The sequence below is a fragment of the Agathobacter rectalis ATCC 33656 genome, from assembly GCF_000020605.1.
Lineage (GTDB): Bacteria > Bacillota > Clostridia > Lachnospirales > Lachnospiraceae > Roseburia > Roseburia rectalis.
The window spans coordinates 2,228,079-2,246,406 of sequence record NC_012781.1 but is presented as its reverse complement, the minus strand read 5'-3'; the positions used below and the strand labels follow the sequence as shown (position 1 = coordinate 2,246,406).

The 18,328-nt window shown below is 40.5% G+C and carries 15 protein-coding genes, 2 tRNA genes and 1 pseudogene; all 18 read left to right on the top strand.

The genetic code is table 11. The features are described from left to right. The first annotated feature begins 13 nt into the window (after positions 1-13). The 18 genes and pseudogenes from EUBREC_RS10750 (at position 14) to EUBREC_RS10660 (ending at position 18,285) form a co-directional block, all read left to right on the top strand. On the top strand, positions 14-502 hold the full coding sequence (locus EUBREC_RS10750) for an SND2/TMEM208 family protein (RefSeq protein WP_012743207.1): 489 nt from the start codon (positions 14-16) through the stop codon (positions 500-502). Continuing rightward, the gene (locus tag EUBREC_RS10745) at positions 499-2,646 is read left to right on the top strand and encodes a YhgE/Pip domain-containing protein (protein WP_012743206.1); all 2,148 of its coding nucleotides are present in this window, start codon (positions 499-501) and stop codon (positions 2,644-2,646) included. Before EUBREC_RS10750 ends, EUBREC_RS10745 begins: the two co-directional genes overlap by 4 nt. A 161-nt stretch (positions 2,647-2,807) precedes the next feature. Further along, positions 2,808-3,839 (top strand): branched-chain amino acid aminotransferase, encoded by a 1,032-nt coding sequence (locus EUBREC_RS10740; protein ID WP_015517407.1) that lies wholly within the window; start codon positions 2,808-2,810, stop codon positions 3,837-3,839. A gap of 190 nt (positions 3,840-4,029) precedes the next feature. Then, a complete protein-coding gene (locus EUBREC_RS10735; RefSeq protein WP_012743204.1) occupies positions 4,030-4,776 on the top strand; it encodes a peptidoglycan recognition protein family protein in 747 nt (248 codons plus the stop codon). A gap of 33 nt (positions 4,777-4,809) precedes the next feature. Next, positions 4,810-6,273 carry a TRM11 family SAM-dependent methyltransferase gene (locus EUBREC_RS10730; RefSeq protein WP_012743203.1) on the top strand — a complete coding sequence of 488 codons (1,464 nt, stop codon included), beginning with the start codon at positions 4,810-4,812 and terminating at the stop codon, positions 6,271-6,273. Positions 6,274-6,299: 26 nt separating this feature from the next. Then, positions 6,300-8,882 carry a sensor domain-containing protein gene (locus tag EUBREC_RS10725; RefSeq protein WP_012743202.1) on the top strand — a complete coding sequence of 861 codons (2,583 nt, stop codon included), beginning with the start codon at positions 6,300-6,302 and terminating at the stop codon, positions 8,880-8,882. A gap of 58 nt (positions 8,883-8,940) precedes the next feature. After that, a pseudogene (locus EUBREC_RS10720) lies at positions 8,941-9,138 on the top strand (HD-GYP domain-containing protein); the annotation flags it as partial. Between the two features lie 119 nt (positions 9,139-9,257). Then, a tRNA-Leu gene (locus EUBREC_RS10715) sits at positions 9,258-9,342 on the top strand. 231 nt (positions 9,343-9,573) lie between these two features. After that, entirely contained in the window at positions 9,574-11,304 is a 1,731-nt protein-coding gene (locus EUBREC_RS10710; protein WP_041254145.1) for a MutS-related protein, read from the top strand. Between the two features lie 72 nt (positions 11,305-11,376). After that, positions 11,377-11,580: a hypothetical protein gene (locus tag EUBREC_RS18020; protein ID WP_012743198.1), complete on the top strand. Its 204-nt coding sequence runs from the start codon at positions 11,377-11,379 to the stop codon at positions 11,578-11,580. A gap of 470 nt (positions 11,581-12,050) precedes the next feature. Then, complete coding sequence (locus EUBREC_RS10700) at positions 12,051-12,386, top strand: PadR family transcriptional regulator (RefSeq protein WP_012743197.1); 336 nt, start codon at positions 12,051-12,053, stop codon at positions 12,384-12,386. Continuing rightward, complete coding sequence (locus tag EUBREC_RS10695; protein WP_012743196.1) at positions 12,387-13,379, top strand: hypothetical protein; 993 nt, start codon at positions 12,387-12,389, stop codon at positions 13,377-13,379. 259 nt (positions 13,380-13,638) lie between these two features. Beyond that, positions 13,639-14,208, top strand: coding sequence for an NYN domain-containing protein (locus EUBREC_RS10690; RefSeq protein ID WP_015517414.1), 570 nt, complete (start codon positions 13,639-13,641; stop codon positions 14,206-14,208). Positions 14,209-14,402: 194 nt separating this feature from the next. Further along, positions 14,403-14,708 carry a helix-turn-helix domain-containing protein gene (locus EUBREC_RS10685; RefSeq protein WP_012743193.1) on the top strand — a complete coding sequence of 102 codons (306 nt, stop codon included), beginning with the start codon at positions 14,403-14,405 and terminating at the stop codon, positions 14,706-14,708. 165 nt (positions 14,709-14,873) lie between these two features. Continuing rightward, positions 14,874-15,851: an Abi family protein gene (locus EUBREC_RS10680; protein ID WP_012743192.1), complete on the top strand. Its 978-nt coding sequence runs from the start codon at positions 14,874-14,876 to the stop codon at positions 15,849-15,851. Positions 15,852-16,031: 180 nt separating this feature from the next. Continuing rightward, positions 16,032-16,640 (top strand): GNAT family N-acetyltransferase, encoded by a 609-nt coding sequence (locus EUBREC_RS10675; RefSeq protein ID WP_012743191.1) that lies wholly within the window; start codon positions 16,032-16,034, stop codon positions 16,638-16,640. 97 nt (positions 16,641-16,737) lie between these two features. Then, positions 16,738-16,822: transfer RNA gene (locus tag EUBREC_RS10670), tRNA-Leu, on the top strand. 428 nt (positions 16,823-17,250) lie between these two features. After that, on the top strand, positions 17,251-18,285 hold the full coding sequence (locus EUBREC_RS10660) for a threonine aldolase family protein (RefSeq protein ID WP_012743189.1): 1,035 nt from the start codon (positions 17,251-17,253) through the stop codon (positions 18,283-18,285). The last annotated feature ends 43 nt before the right edge of the window (positions 18,286-18,328 follow it).

Genomic DNA, 18,328 nt, shown 5'->3' with positions numbered 1-18,328 from the left:
CGGGAAGGAAAGTATGCAGGATACAGGTAGAAACAGTAATAAAGATTCCAATATGGATAATGATATGAATAATAATGCAAATAATAATGTGAATGAGCAGCCGCTATCCGATGATAAGAGATTGCGCGAGATGTACGATAAGCTGGTCGGATATGAAAAGACCATCCATGAGCAGAATCAAAAGCGGATAAAAATAGGATTAAGGTGCATATACATCATTCCGCTCTTTTTTCTTGTGCTGCTGATGATTGTGCCGGACAGTTCAAAAATCATTTTTCTTGTACTGTGGATAGTGAGTCTGTTTGCTATCGCAGTGTATTTAATTGGAGTCGAGTATGTGGACTATAAGCTGCAGGAGAAGATGAATGAGATAAGCGGCTGTGATGTACAGAGTGTGAGTCCTGTCGTGCAGATTGAGGACAGGGTGCAGGAAATAGCCGAAAGAGTGGAGCAGAGATTTGATACGATGCAGCAAAGTACAGGGGAGGATGCCGAGCAATGAAAAAAATATTTCAAATATATCTGGCTGACCTGAAACGTATATCCACAAATGTGGTTGCCATAGTCATTATTATGGGACTTGGCATCATCCCGGCTTTATATGCATGGTTTAATATTATGTCCAACTGGGATCCTTACGGAGAGGAAGCTACATCACAGATGCACATAGCAGTATATTCTGAGGATGAGGGGATGAGCATCGGTGATTTAAAGCTATGTATGGGAGATAGTGTCATAAAGGGACTGAAGGAAAACGATGCAATTGGCTGGATTTTCACAGACAGCAGTAAAGAGGCACTGGAGTATGTTTATAGCGGAAAGTGCTATGCAGCCTTTATTGTGCCGAAGGATTTTTCATCTGATATGCTTAGCTTCTTAAGCGGTGAGCCGGTCAATCCGCAGATAGAATACTATGAAAACAGCAAGAAAAATGCCATAGCCACAAAGATAACCTCAAAGGTCAAGACCACGGTGCAGCAGTCTGTAAACTCTTCAATGGTGAGCACGATTACAGAGATAGCGTCAAAGTCGGGAGAGCTCATAGTGGGAGACGGAAAATCAGGCGATAACCTGGCCGGAACAGTTGTTGATAAGCTAAAGGATATGGACACGACTCTTTCTACATATGCAGGCATGCTCGATACATTTGCCATGCTCACGGATTCAGCAGACAGCCTGATAGGCTCGACACAGTCACTGCTTCCGAGTGTGCAGGGGCTGATTGACGGGGGACAATCATCGGTAAGCGGCATGCAGTCATCGGTGCTTTCGGGGGCGCAGACAGCACAAACCATCACACAGATGGTCGACATAAGCTTATCAAACATAAACAGTCAGCTCGATGTGCTGGAAAACTCCATACAGCTCTTAAATGCGTCGGGATTAGCTGATGCCGATACTGCGGATATATCTGTTTCCGTGGCTAGCTTTGATACGGTAGAGCAGCTTGCTGAGAATACTCTTGTCGCCATTCAAGGCTTAAAGGGAGTTGATAGCTCGCAGATAGAGGCTGTCAGAAATAATATCCAAAGCATTAAAACACAGATAAAAGACCTTAAGTCTGATACTGAATTGACGGCAGATAAGCTAAAGCTTCTTAAGGAGTCGATAAAAGCGGATGTGTCAAGTGCCAAGTCTGCAATAGATACACTTAAAAATACATTTGACCACAGCGTGTCACCGAATCTCACAGGAGCGGTATATGATATAGAATATGCACTTATTGAGACACAGTCCATGCTTGGTTCTTTGGACAACAGCTTCCCGGATATACAAAAAGCACTCGATGATTATTCGGCAGTTCTTAAATCAGGAAATGCAGATATTGTAAATACCAGACAGTATGTACAGCAGATCAGAGATGGTTTGCAGAATGTTACATCAGGATTTGATAATTTGTCAAACGATGAGCAGTTTAATGAGATTGTAAAGCTGCTTCGGACAGATCCGACACTCATTGCGCAGTTTGTGACATCACCGCTGTCTATGGATGAGCAGAAGATATATGAGATATCCACATATGGCTCAGCCATGGCACCATTTTACACAGTGCTGGCTCTGTGGGTGGGAGGTCTGATAACTGTTGCACTTGTGAAAACAAAGGTAAAGGACACTGACGATATAAAATCACTTGGCAAAGTAAACAGCGTACATAAGTTTTTTGGCAGATATATCACATTTTTTGTGATAGGCCAGCTTCAGACACTTGTGACGGTGCTCGGTGATTTGTTCTTTGTCGGAATACAGTGCAGGCATCCGTTCCTTTTCTGGTGTGCAAGCGCACTGACAAGCCTTGTATTCACGCTTCTTATGTACTCGCTCACAGCAGCCTGGGGCAATGTGGGACAGGCTGTAGCAGTAGTCATCATGGTCATCCAGGTGGCAGGCGCAGGCGGCACATTCCCGGTTGAGGTGCTGCCACAGGTGTACAGAGCACTGTATAAGTTCATGCCGTTTAACTATGCCATGAATGCCCTAAGAGAGTGCGTGGGAGGCATGTACCGCTTTGATTATTGCAAGGATCTTGCGATTCTTCTTATATTTATAGCAATATCGCTTGTGATCGGACTGCTGCTTGGGCGTCCGTTTGGAAGGTTTAATACAGCTATTGAAAAAAGTAAGAAAAAGTCAGGCCTTATCTTATAATAGTAAAAAAAGCTATATAGAAACTTAAGTTATAGTTATTATAAAAAAATAGTACTAGACATTTTTTTTCTATTGTACTAGAATGAGCATAAATGATAGTAGACCCGATATATGATAACGCTAGGTTATATCGGATCCGTAAAGAAACGGAGGATATAAAGATGGAAAAGAAGGATATCGATTGGTCAAACCTTAGTTTTGGCTACCAGGAAACAGATTACAGCTATGTTTCTAATTATAAAGATGGAAAGTGGGACGATGGACAGCTCACAAAGGATCATACAGTGACACTTAATGAGTGTGCGGGAGTATTCCAGTATGCACAAACATGCTTCGAGGGACTTAAGGCATACACAACAGAGGATGGCAGAATTGTCTGCTTCAGACCTGACTTAAACGCACAGCGTCTTAAGGATTCATGTGAGAGACTTGAGATGCCTGTATTCCCGGAGGATAGATTTGTAAAGGCAGTTGAGGAAGTAGTAAAGGCAAATGCTGCATGGGTTCCACCATACGGCTCAGGCGCTACACTCTATATCAGACCATACATTATGGGAACAAACGCAGTAATCGGTGTAAAGCCTGCTGATGAGTATCAGTTCAGAATCCTTGTAACACCTGTAGGACCATACTTCAAGGGTGGCGCAAAGCCAATTACAATCCGTGTGTCAGACTTTGATAGAGCAGCACCTCACGGAACAGGACATATCAAGGCCGGACTCAACTATGCAATGAGTCTTCATGCCATTGTAGATGCACATGCACAGGGCTTTGCAGAGAATATGTACCTCGATCCTGCAACACGTACAAAGGTAGAGGAGACAGGTGGTGCAAACTTCATCTTTATCACAAAGGATGGCACATTTGTTACACCTAAATCAGACAGCATCTTGCCATCAATCACACGCCGTTCACTGATGGTAGTTGCAGAGAAGTACTTAGGACTCAAGGTTGAGCACAGAGAGGTGCTCTTTGATGAGGTAAAGGATTTTGCTGAGTGTGGACTTTGCGGAACAGCAGCAGTAATCTCACCGGTAGGAAAGATTGTAGACCACGGCAAGGAAATCTGCTTCCCAAGCGGTATGGATGAGATGGGACCTGTCACAAAGAAGCTTCGTGACACACTTACAGGCATTCAGATGGGCCATATTGATGGACCGGATGGATGGGTTCACGAGATTAAGTGTGATTAATAATAAGAATATACATTTATAATAAAGCACCGGGTATTATGTTACGTCGTAATATCTGGTGCTTTTGTATTATTTTATGTGGCATAACAAGACGATTTGTGCTAATATACTCTTATATGTATGCAAATGTTTATAAAAGCTTGGAATAGATATATAAAAGCAAACAAAAGAGATAACCGGGGATAATTAAATGGACGAGTATGAAAAGATAAGACAGAGAAAGCGCGAAGAATATAGAAAGAGACACCGCGCCCAGGTTAGAAGAAAGCAGCTTATTAGCAATGGCATTGTTATAGGCGTGATAATACTTATAATTGCAACGATAATCATAGTGGGAGCTTTAAGGGGCAAAAAGGCAAAGCAGGAAGAAGTAAAGGCAGAGGTGACCAGTACTCTTTACAATCCTATACAGCCAAAGCTTGATGTACAGTTGCTGACACCCAATCCGTATTCCAGACCACAGAAGGCACTTGAGAAGGTAAACGGCATAGTTGTCCATTATACAGCAAATCCGGGTACGTCAGCCAGACAAAACAGAGACTATTTCAATGGCCTGGCAGAGACCAAAAAGACCAAAGCAAGCTCACACTTTGTTATAGGATTAGAGGGTGAGATAGTGCAGTGCATACCTTGCAATGAGATATCGTATGCATCTAATAACAGAAACAGTGACACAATATCGATAGAGTGCTGTATAGAGGATGAGACAGGAAAGTTTAACGACAGCACATACCAGTCGCTCATAGAGCTCACCACATGGCTTATGGGGCGGTATGATCTGAGTGCTGATGATGTAATAAGGCACTACGATGTGACAGGCAAGAAGTGTCCGCTATATTTCGTGGAGCATGAGGATGCGTGGGAGCAGTTTCACAAGGATCTGGATACATACATCGAAGAAAATGGTGTGCCAAAGGAAGAGGCAAGCCAAAACTGACAATATACAATAAATTAAAGGATGATTTAAAAAATGAAGGAAATTATCGGAAATCTGTTAAAAAAAGAGAATGTACGTCAGAATCTGAGCAGCCTCAGACAGGAGATTAAAGATGAAAATGCATTAGCAGAGGCTCTAAAGCTGCTTGCAGGAGAAGATGAGCTGCTTGTGTCGTTTATGGGAGCAGAAGATGCAAAAACCAGAAAGAACGCAGCGCTTCTGATAGGAGATCTTCATATGTCACAGCTTTCTGATGAGGTTTTTAAAGCATACGAGGCTGAACAGATGCGCTTTGTAAAGGGCTCATATTTGGCGGCGCTGTCACAGCTGGACTGCAAAGAGCTCTTGCCACAGCTTATGGAACGTGCAAAAGAGCTTGAGCATATGACGGTCACAGCTGAAAATAGGAAGCATATTGAGGAAGAATTAAACGAGATAAATAAAATCCTGATTAAATATAATGGGATAAAGCACCATACACCTGTGCTCGAGGGAGTAAAGGCTGAGCTGCTTCTGATGACAAACCGCCTTCACAGAGAGGTGGTACGACGTCAGATACCGGTTAAGGATACAAAGCTGCATCCGCTTGGAGTGCTTGTAAAGACTGACAATATACCTCTTATCATGCAGGTGCGCACATTCAGAAAAATGTACTTTACCATACATGCAGCATCGCTTCTGCCAAAGGATGCACAGGAAGCAGCCGGACTTCTTGCAGAGTCAGATATGTATGATATATTAAGACGCATGCACCGAGAGGGTGGTCCGTTTTACTATCGTATTGAGAGCACGGCAGATGCGGCGTACCAGAGCAGGCTTGCGAAAGCTATCGATATGCATTTTGCGGGCAGGATGATCAATTCACCAAATGATTACGACGTGGTGATTAAGCTAATACCGACAAAAAATGACAATTATTTTGTCTGCATGAGATTATGTTCTATACAGGATAATAGATTTGCATACAGAAAGAATGTGCTTCCTACGTCGATGCATCCGTCACAAGCGGCACTTATTGTTTCACTTGCAAAGCCGTATCTTAAGGAAACAGCACAAATCATGGATCCGTTCTGCGGAGTTGGTACACTGCTTATAGAGCGCGCACATTTAGTCCCGGCACGCGAGATATATGCTACAGATACCTATGGAGATGCAATCACTATGGGCAGAGAGAATGCTGAGTTTGCCAAAACAAGAATTAATTTTATACACAGGGATTTCTTTGATTTCAGACATGACTACAAATTTGATGAGCTGATTACGGATATGCCGGTTCGTAACCGACAGACCAAGGCGGAGATGGAGCTTTTTTACGAGAGGTTTTTCGACAAGGCCGCAGAGCATCTGGTATCCGGCGGAATCATAGTCATGTATTCAAATGAGATTGGGTTTGTGAAGAAACAAATCAGGCTGCGTGTCGAATACCGTCTGCTTCAGGAGACATGTATTCTCGATAAGAATGACTTTTATTTGTTTGTTATCAGATATGAGGATTGATTTGTGTGAGTTTTTAGGAGGAAAATATGTCAGATTCCAAGCTTTTAAAAAAAATACAGGATTATTTCTGTATGGTCAACGGAATATATTTGTCGTGTCTGACAAAAAAGGATGGAGTCATGACAGAGGTGGGTCAATGTAACGATAAATGGAAGAGTATGCTTACATTTATTGGTGAGGAGAAATACGAAAAACTTATTTTGAGACTGTCGGACTGCAGGGTTGAGAATCTCATAGATGAACCTCTGGATAAGGACTATATCAGGCTGTATGGTCTGATTGTAAGAGTGGACAATACCCACGATATATATTGGATTATAGCTGCGGTAATTGATGAGCAGATGTCTAATGATGAGAGAAACCTGCTTCCTGATGGCATAATTATTACCAGTGAAGCGCGTCTTAACAGAACAATTGAGTTCCTGGAAACTATGACCAGACAGCTTTTGATCACAAAGAGAGATGAGGATGCTGCGAATGAGGCACTTTCGCTTATCAGGAAGTCAGATGAGGAAATCAAGAAACAGTTTCATATGCTTGAGGCTATCAATTCTGTTATAAAACTGCTTGAGATGGATGGAAGCTTTACTGATATGGCTCAAAAAGCACTGGAGAGTGCAGTTACTACCATAAAGCTTACCGGTGCTTTTATCATCCGCAAAAACGTGGACGGCATGCATTTGGATGTGATTGTAAGCTATGGCAGAAAGCCGTTTGATACAATATCAATTACCGAGGTACCTTTTTTCACAGGAAAGCCTTACATTATATCATCAGACTCTGTGATGCCGGAGAAATTCCGCCTTTTCATGGAGAAGCAGGCTATGAGGGCAGCTATATTCCAGCCTGTAAATATAGATAACAGGACTCAGATGTATGTGTGCTTTTTTGATGAGAAGGATGACAGAAGCTGGGAAAAATATGATGTGAAGTTTTTAAATGATACGAAGCGCGTCATTCAAAGTATTCTCACAAAAAAGATAACAACCAACTCGCTTGCAGGCTCCTATGCTTCGCTCGAAGCGATACTGGAAAACTCCGGCTGCGGTATATACGTGGCTGATATGTCTAAGTCAGAGATACTTTACATGAATAATTACTGTAAGCAGCTGCTTTCAAATATTATCGAACAGAACAAGCTGGAAAAATATATTTTTTCCCATACTGCAGAGAGCCGGAGCTTTACAGAGGTCTACGTGACGGAGGAGGACAAGTGGTTTGATATTCATCGCACAGGCATAGCGTGGGTGGATGGCCGCAAGGTGCAGCTTGTTACAATGTATGATATCACACAGAAGAAGCGTTATCAGCAGCGCATTGAGAACCAGGCCAATAATGATTTCCTGACAGGGCTATATAACAGGATGAGATGTGAGCAGGATCTGGCTAAGTTTATAGATGATTCAGTGAAAAACGACACCAGAGGTGCGATGATTTATATAGATCTGGATGATTTCAAGCATATAAATGACGGGCTTGGCCATCAGTACGGAGATGTGCTTTTAAAAGCTATATCGCATAGCCTGACACAGGTGAAGGGAATTGAGAACCACTGCTACAGGATGGGTGGCGATGAGTTTATCGTCATAGTGACAGGCAGCTCTGTTGACAGGCTGGAGAGTATCATTAATGATATACAGCAGATATTTGTCAGACCGTGGTTCTTGAAGGGAGAGGACTATTACTGTACAATAAGTGCCGGAGTGGCATTTTTCCCGACAGATGCAAGAACTGTGGAGGATGTCATAAGAAGAGCTGATATAGCTCTTTTCAATGCTAAGAAAGAAGGAAAAAACCGTATAGAGTTCTACAACGAGGGTATTGATGGCACAAGCACAAAGCGTCTTGACCTGGAAAAGCACATGAGAAAAGCCACGATGAATGAGTGCGATGAGTTCACCGTGTATTTTCAGCCGATTATAAACGTGAAGGGGGAGGATGTCTGTGCAGGTGCAGAGGCTCTTGTCAGATGGAATTCAGCAACCATGGGCTTTATAAATCCGGTTGACTTTATACCGCTTGCTGAGTATCTTGGGCTTATAAACCCAATCGGGGAGCATGTATTAAGAGAGGCAGCGAAGCACTGCAGGTACTGGAATGACATGGGACATCCTGACTACAAGGTCAACGTAAATCTGTCTGTGGTGCAGCTGCTGCAGAATGACATAGTCAAGAAAATCAAAGGCATAATTGACGAGGTGGGCATAGAACCGGGAAATCTGTGTCTTGAGGTGACAGAGAGTCTGGCAATCAATGACATGGTGCGCATGAAGCGGATACTCAGTGAGATAAAGGCGCTTGGTGTTAAGGTTGCACTGGATGATTTTGGTACAGGATATTCATCACTCAACCATATCAGGGAGATGCCTCTTGATATCATTAAAATAGATAAATGCTTCATTGAGCATCTTGGGGAGGATGATTTTTCTGATGCATTTGTCAAGATGGTTACAGAGCTTGCCAACACAATAGGAGTACATGTCTGCGTGGAGGGAGTTGAGACTGACAGGCAATATGCTATAATTAAGAAGATGGGAATATATTACATACAAGGGTATTTCTTCGATAAGCCAATGTGCATAGAAAGCTTTGAGGAGAAATATATCTGATAAAGAGGTTGTAACATGCACGAAGAAGATATAGAAAAAGCCCATGCTATTCATTTTGGATATACCAATCTCGGCACAGGTGGTATCTGTAGCTGATGTATATGATGCCCTGACAAGCGATCGTGTGTACAAGAGAGCGTTTTCACATGAAAAGGCAATGCAGATGATTCTGGATGGAGAGTGCGGACAGTTCAATCCTGTTCTCCTACAGTGTCTGGTCAATATACAGAACCGGATAAAGGCGGGGCTGGACTAGCTTAAATGCATAATAAAAGAAAAATATATGTAAAAATAGAAATTAAGTGTTGACATATTTGGTTTGATTTGATATTATATCAAAGTCGCGTGAGACAAGCGACAGAAAATCAAATATATGCGGAAGTGTCGGAACTGGCAGACGAGCAAGACTAAGGATCTTGTGATTATTGCAATCGTGTGGGTTCAAGTCCCATCTTCCGCATTATAAAATTAAAAAGGGTTAAGCCTTAGGGCTTAGCCCTTTTTAATTTTAGAAGCGGAAGCGGACCTTGTCCCCATGGATCCAAGGTCTCCGCTCCGCTTCGGTCGGCGCAGAGCAGACATCCCCCCGGATGTCTTGCGCCCCATCTTCCGCATGGCTTCGGTTGTGGTAGCTAAATTATACGGATTTCGTTCAAAATTGCATATTAGATCAGAAGGAGAGGACAAGCTTATGAGCCAGAAAAAATACAGTTTATTATACCCGGATACAAATGCACAATACCGGACCTTGAGTGATGTGACTATGCATGATCTGGGGATGGATCAAATCTGCAAAAAGCTGTCAGCAAAGGAGCGGGAGCAGAACTACATCCAAAACGTGATGGCGCGTTTGTATGCAGATCCGGCGGTGACACAGTACCGCTGCGATATTTTCGAGGATGTCCTTCAACAGAAAAAAATGCGTGATGACCTTATGGAAATACTCGAGCGCATCAGCTTTCTGAGGGAGTACGGTAGCTTTAACCGGGAATATGATGAGAGTGCCTGCGTTTGGGATCTGTTGCATCGGCTGGACGAGCTTAATGATTATATCAAGTGTGTGGATGCGCTTCATACATGTCTGGCAGCTTCGGACATTCATTCCGCAGGTTTTCTGGGTTTAAAAGCTTATGTGGAGAAAATCTATGCGGACAACGGATTTGCGGAACTGAAAAAAGATATCTCAGAACTGAAAATGGACACTTCACAGCTTAAGAGCATTACGGTAGGTATTAACTTGAATGACCGCTTTGAAGCGGACGGAATCGGTCTGATATCTGTAAACAGCAAATATTTTACCAAGTCCGGAATCCTAGGCAATTTTTATGACCATATTGCGTCAAAGGATCGGATCAATGAGGATACCATATGGAAAAAGAATTTCAAATTTCAGCCGTTTGATGTGAATGCAGACGCGGTGATTAGCACTCCTATGCAGAAGGTGATGGATACAGCTGTTATGCGGTCGGAAAGCCGGGGTGGCATTGTGAAGCTTCCCGAGGGAGATCAGGCAAAGGATGTGACTCGTTATACAGACCGAATCGTCAACCATATGATTTCCCATATGGTGAAAAGAGTCAGAGAAGTACTGAACAAATATGTTTCTATTACCATTACCGACATGACAGATTTGATTCCGGAGCTGCTCTACTATATCAAATGGGCGGAGTACATCCAAAAATTGCAGGAACAGGGCTTTACCTTTGCTAAAGCTTCTGTATATAAAGCGGGAGAAAATGAATCTGATCCGTATATGATGCAGGCACGTGGAATTTACAATTTAAAACTTGCTGTTTTTGAGACAGAGGAGTCCGGGAATATTGTACCGAATGATATGGATTTCGACCGGAATAGGAGAGTGTATATCTTAACAGGTGCCAACCGAGGTGGAAAGACGACAATTACACAGGCTGTTGGGCAGTTGTTTGTGTTGGCGCAGGGTGGCATATATATTCCGGGAAAAGCATTTACATTTTCCCCTGTTACAGGTATTTACACCCATTTCCCGGCAGATGAGGACAAGACATTGGATTTAGGAAGGCTTGGGGAAGAATGTAAGCGTTTTAAGGCAATCTATGAGGAGGCTGACAGCAGGAGTCTGCTTTTGATGAATGAATCATTTTCTACCACTTCGTTTGAAGAAGGATACTACATTGCCAAGGACAGTGTCAGGGCAATTTTACATAAGGGAATGAGGACCATTTATAATACACATATGCATAAGCTGGCATTTGATGTGGAGGAAATGAATGAAGAACAGCAGAAGGCAGAGCACACAGATGGAAAAGCGTTTTCCATGATCGTGCACATGAAGGGGACAGAGCGCTCCTATCAGATTGAAGTGGCGCCTCCGGAAGGGAAATCTTATGCAAGCGAGATTGCGCAGAAGTATGGGGTTACATATGAGATGCTGGTGAAATAAGAAAATGAGAAGTTTGATGAATTAGAAGTGTAAATTCCTAAATATTGGATTAATTAAAAGGAGAAGAAGTATTTGTTAGATAATAAAGGATTTGATTTGTGGGCAGATGGATATGACAAAACAGTTGGAATTTCAGATGAAGAGAATGGAATGAAAAGATTAAGTGAGAACGAGCTAGTAGAAGAACTTTCCGCATCAATCAGAAAAAGTGACATTGGAGCAACGAAGTCAGCAAGATCAGTTTCAAAGAGCATGAGGGAGAAGTATGCAGTTTAATGTAGAACTTTCAGAGTTGGCAGAAAAGCAATATGATAAATAAGTTTTGCAAAGCATAGATATTTATTGGTTTATAGAGTGGCTGGAAATAGGGTCATCATAGAAGGTATATATCACGAATTACAAGATTATGAAAATTCAATCATGTAAATTAGGGAGGACAGTGTTGAGAGGACACTGTCCTTTTTGTATTATCTACACTATCGCTAATCCCATATCAAAATCCTTGGCTATTCCCATCACTGACATCACATTTTTTCAGCGTTATTGTATTAAATGTAAGGAGGACATGAATTGTGATGACACCCTATAATATAGGGCATAATATGCAAAACTTAAAATGCAAAGGATAAACTTGTTGACATGATGTGTGATACACAGTATACTATGTTAAACACATAGTGTGCGACACACAATACAGTGCAATAAACACAGTGAATTTAAATAAAGGATACTAGGGAGGAGATTGGATGAATTGTGATGAAATTGTTTCAGGATTAATTTTAGAATTCAGACGGGGCACACTCATCATGGTAGTGTTAGCACAACTAAATAAACCAATGTATGGATATTCATTGGTAAAGGAATTAGAAGGAAAAGGTATTTCAATAGAAGGCAATACATTATATCCTCTGTTGAGAAGACTAGAGAGTCAAGGTCTGCTAAAAAGTGAATGGGAAACTGAGGCAACGAAGCCAAGAAAATATTATATTATCACAGAAGATGGGAAGCTGGTTTATAAAAAAATTAAAGAACACTGGAAAAAATTTTCACAGTCAATCAATGTTTTAATGGAGGAAGAATAAATGGTAAAAAATGATTTGATCGACAGATACATTTATGCAGTTACAAAACATATGAAATCCGCCATGAAAAAAGACGTGGCAGCGGAATTAGAGACGATCATACAAGATATGTTGGAGGAACGATGTGAGGATGTTACTCCAACGGAGCGTGATATCAAAGTTGTTCTAACGGAACTGGGAACCCCGAATGAGTTAGCTTCGAAATATAAAGGTGAAACACAGGATTGTTTGATTGGACAGCCGTATTACAGTTTATATGTGTATGTATTGAAAATTGTGGCAGTGTGCATCAGTGGAGGAATGTTATTTGCTCAAATTATGGCAGCATTAACATCGCATACAATCTGGTATATAGCTATCTATAGAACCATCGGTGGGATTTTTGGCGGTATATTGACAGGATTTGCATTTGTGACATTATTATTTGTATTCTTTTATAAAAAAGGAATTAAGGTGGATGGGTTAAATGATGGAATAGATAATTTGCCTCCTGTTCCACAAAAGTCTAATAGGATTTCAAAAGTAGATGCGATTGTAGGAATTGTTTTTTCGGTTATCTTCACTCTTGTATTTCTCGTATGCCCACAGATTTTATGCATTGCATTTGTAAAAAATGGGGTAGGTGTGTATGAACCACTTTTTAATTTAGAATATATCAGACAAACATGGTATTTCATTCTTGCATTTGGAATTTTGGGTGTTACAAGGGACAGTGTGAGACTTATTGATGGCAGCTATACCAAAAGAGTGATGCTTGTTACCATTATTACCAATATTATTGATGGAGTATTAACAAGCATTTGGCTGTTAAATGATAGGATTATGAATAGTGGATTTTTTGATGGTATTGAGCAGTTACTTGGAACGGATGCAGAAGGTATTTCACATGTTTTTATACACTATAATAAGGTATTTCTCTCAATCATCATTTTGGCATTAACAATTAATTGCATTGAGACAGTCGTGAAAGCAGTAAAATACAGTCGACAATAAAATAATTTTAGATGAATCAATCTTCATTTACAAAAATGCTACAATGCATATGATTTTATTATTGCAACGTATTCCTTACATCACCTAACAGATGATGAGAAAATTTAATTTATTCAATTATTAAAAACATTATTAAAAGAGGGTGGTTGTATTCTGATCGGAGATGTGGCAAGATAAGATTTAGAAAAATGTCATAAGGAAAACAAGGATGGATGTGATAAAGAAGTAAATAAATGTTTTGTATTTAGGAGGTATGGACATGGGAGACGATGCTGAATTATATTGGGAAATGGAACATAATCCTTATTTTTGGGATGAAGTAGAAAGCTGTAGCAGAAATAATTCATTCACTGAAAATAAGAGTAAGAAAAAGAAGAAAACCATTCAAACGAAAAGTAATAGTACGAGAAAAAAGGTGAATGCAGCGTTATTTATTGATGGAGAAAATATTAGTTCAAAAAAGGCAGAACAAATTCAGAAAATTGCAAATAAACAAGGAGTATTAGGAACAGAAAAAGTGTATGGATTGCAAAAAGATGAGTGTACAAAATCTTGGTCAGATAAGGCAAAAAAACTGGATATTAAAGATATTAGATTGTGTGGTAATCCAGAAAAAGATAAAGTTGATAATAAAATAAAAAAAGATGTAAACCAAGAAATAAAAAATAATAAATCGGTCGATGTGGTTTGCATTGCGACATCTGACAAAGGTTATACGGATACTGTTAAAGAATTAAGAAGACAAGGTAAGAAAGTTGTTGGAATTGGTGAAAAGAAAGCTCCAAAAGAATTAAGGGATGCTTGTAGTGAATTTTTTGAGATTAAGTAATATTACTTATTGGCGTTAGTAGAGAAAATCGGAAGTAATGGAGGGATGGCATATATAAAGATGAATTGTGTTGACACCCTATAATATAGTTGAAAAGAGAAGGGAAAATCTTACAGAGGAAGAAAAAAGCGTTTTAAAGAAATTAGTTAAATCGTTGAGAGAGGAAGCTGCTAAAAATAGGAGGTGATTTTTCTATGAGTTCATTATTTGAGGATTTAAAAGAAGGACTCGAGGAAGCTATAGCTTATGAGAAAGGATATGGAGCGGGTAGAGTAAAAACATATATGATTTTGCCGGTCAAAGAGTATAGTGGAAAAGAAATACGTGATATTAGGACAAAGGCGGGGATGACTCAAAGTGTATTTGCTTCATATATGGGGGTTTCAATTAAAACAGTGGAAGCATGGGAAGGCGGTAGAACTCATCCAACAGGACCGGTGTTCAGGCTTTTAGATATTCTTTCTAAAAACGAAGAAATGGAATATATTGTTGCTAAATGAGCATAGAAATGGGGAGTAGATTATCTGTCTGTTTTTTATAACATTACATGCAGGAGATGAAAAAAGCTTCTAACGAAGTGTAAATAATAGTTGCTATTGGTAAAATTCATTGTTATGATATTTATGGAAATGGTATAAATAATGGAAAAGGGTTGAACTTTTACGATGAAAAAGAAACTTACAATAGATGAGCAAATCGAAGATCTCAAGAAAAAAGGAGTTACTTTTGAAATAATGAGTGAAGAGGAGGCAAAAAAATTTCTTCGCTACAATAATTATTATTTTAAATTGAAATCATATGCCAAAAATTATCCTATTAATCCGAAAAATGGTAAGTATGTAAATTTAGAATTTGCATATTTAGTGGAATTGTCGAAGCTGGATATGTATCTTCGAAAAATAATTTTGGGTATGTGTTTGGACGTAGAGCATATACTAAAAACAAGGATGTTATATGATCTTAGTCGAAATGAGAAAGAAGACGGATATAATATTGTCAAAAAATATTTTTGGGCGTATCCTAATACAAAGATAGAAATACTACAGAAAGCAGATTCATATAATTTTACATCTGATTTAGCAGAAAAGCATTCGCTGGATGAGGAATATTCAGTTTGGAATTTGGTTGAATTATTATCATTTGGAAAATTTGTGGAGTTATATACCTTATATTATCAAGAGTATAATTTATCAAACTACAGTGACTATTTACAATCTATTAAATTTTTAAGAAATGCGGCAGCTCATAGCAATTGTTTGATGAGTTCAATTATGAAACCAAAGGGAGAGAAAAAATTTCGAAAGACCATCAAGTTGACAAATGCATTATCTAAGGCTCAAAAGGAAATTAGTTTACATGCTCGTAGTAAATATATGTCTTATCCTGCATTTCATGATTTTGTGGCACTTCTATTTGTTTATAATGATCTTTTAAAGGAAGCGGCTAATCGTAATATGCGTGATAAAACAATGGATGAATTGTACCATTTTTTCTGTGAAAAAGGTGGAAGAGTTTTGAAGTGCAAAGAGTATTTTGAAAAAAATCAGGTTATTGCTGAAGCGTATAGATTCATTAGTGGGGTAATACAATATATTAAGGGGCAAAATAGTAATCCAAAACATAAATGGTATTTGAAAATTTAGCAGAAAATATATTGACTTTGTGAATGAAATTAGGTAATATATGCACATAGAACAAAAACTTTCGAGGTTTTTATCAGAAATGGTGCTTGCACCAAGTCTGGGTTTGAAAAAAGTCCGTTACAATATACAGAGATGTTATGTGTATTGTAATGGACTTTTTAGTTGCGGAAGTAAGAAACGATGGGCTATGTTGCAAAGATAGTCTATGATAAAGATAATCGTGTAACAGAAGAGAATGATGCACATGGGAAAATAAAGGAAATGAGAAACAGAATGAGAAGAATAGTAGCAGCTACAGAAGAAAATAAAGAAGAAATTTTAAAATTGTATAAGATACAGCTAGGCAGGGAGTTTTGTCCATGGGACGATTCTTATCCGGGAATGAAGGAGATTGAGTTTGATCTTGGTAGAGAATCTTTGTTTGTAATGATTGATGGGCAGGAGATTAATGCTGATGCCGGAAGCAAAGAGGACAGAATTATCGCTGCAATTTCAATTGATGATGATCCACAGGTGGAGAGGCTTGATTGCTGGAGCCATAAACTGGCACCCGGGGCTGAGCTTTCAAGACTTGCGGTTCATCCGGATTTTCAGAATCAGAAAATCGCCAGACAAATGCTGGTATTTGGGATGGAAGAACTCGCAAGGAGAGGATACAAAAGTGTGCATTTTTTAGTCAACAAGCTCAATGTGAAGGCTCTGCGCTCGTATGCAGTGTTTGGATTTGATACAGTGGGTGAATGCAGCCTGTTTGGGCAGCCGTTTTTGTGCTATGAAAAGAGTCTGTAAAAAAATATGATTTTTTTGAAAAAAGTGCTTGCATTTTTGAAAACAATCTGATATTATATACGAGTCGCGTGAGACAAGCGGCGAAAACAAAATACATGCGGAAGTGTCGGAACTGGCAGACGAGCAAGACTAAGGATCTTGTGATTATTGCAATCGTGTGGGTTCAAGTCCCATCTTCCGCATTATAAAACTAAAAAGGGTTAAGCCTTAGGGCTTAGCCCTTTTTAATTTTAGAAGCGGAAGCGGACCTTGTCCCCATGGGTCCAAGGTCTCCGCTCCGCTTCGGTCGTTGCAGGACAGACGTCCCCCCGGACGTCTTGCGGTCTCCGCTCCGCTACGGTCGGCGCAGAGCAGACATCCCCCGGATGTCTTGCGCCCCATCTTCCGCATGGCTTCGGTTGTTGTGGGGCAGGCACCCATGGTTCAAGGTCTCGCCTCCGGCTCGGTCGGCTCGTGGCATGAGGTCCCCCGGACCTCACTCGGTCTCCGCTCCGCTTCGGTCGTTGCAGAACAGACGTCCCCCGGACGTCTTGCAACCCATCTTCCGCAAGGCTCCGGTTGTTGTGGGGCAGGCTCTCTATAATGATAAGACAGGAAAGGTAGGATTTTTATGATTAGATTTAATAACGATTATAACCGCGGTGCATTTGATTGCATTTTGAAGGCACTGGCGGATACAAATACAACCAGCTATCCGGGATATGGTGAGGATGAGTGGTGCGATAAGGCTGAGCAGATTATTAAGGGGCTTATTGGCAGAGATGATTCCATGATTAAATTTATTCCGGGTGCGACACAGGCCAATTATGTTGTGGTTGCGGCGGCGCTTTCACCGGTGCAGAGCGTGATTGCAGCGGATACGGGACATATCAATTGCCACGAGGCCGCTTCTATTGAGAATACAGGTCATAAGATTCTTGCACTTCCTAACACGGATGGTAAAATCAGTGCTGCGCAGATTGAGGCGTGTGCCGCAGAGTATTATGACAATGCAAAGCCTGAGTATCTGACAGAGCCAAAGATGGTTTATATTTCATTTCCTACTGAGCAGGGTACTCTTTACACGAAAAGAGAGCTTTGCGATATCAGTGCTGTCTGCAAGAAATACGGCATGTACCTGTTTGTTGATGGTGCGAGAATGGGCTATGGACTGGGCTCAGATAAAAATGACCTTACACTTTGTGATTTTGCCATGCTTTCGGATGTTTTTTATATCGGTGGCACAAAGTGTGGTGCGCTCTTTGGCGAAGCGCTGGTTATAAATGCTGAGGATATCAAGTATCGTTTTAAGGCTTATATGAAGCAAAACGGTGCAGTGCTTGCAAAGGGCTGGCTGATGGGCTTGCAGTTTGCCACTATGCTTGAGAATGGCGATTATTTTGAAAAGACAAAGCGTGCTGATGAGCTTGCCATGCAGATTAAAGAGGCATTTGAACAGAAGAAGGTACCGTTTTGGGTTGAGAGCTTTACAAATCAGCAGTTTGTGATTTTATCGGATGAGCAGAAGAAGACACTTGCCGAGAAGTACTATTTTGAAGAGATGGAAAGAGAAAAAGAGGGCACTGTAGTGCGATTCTGCACCAGCTGGGCCACAAAACAGGAGGAGGTTGATGCACTGGTTTTAGATATATCAAAGCTGGTGTAGTAACAGATTTATAGTTTTTCGTACATTTCGTATAGTTTTTTAA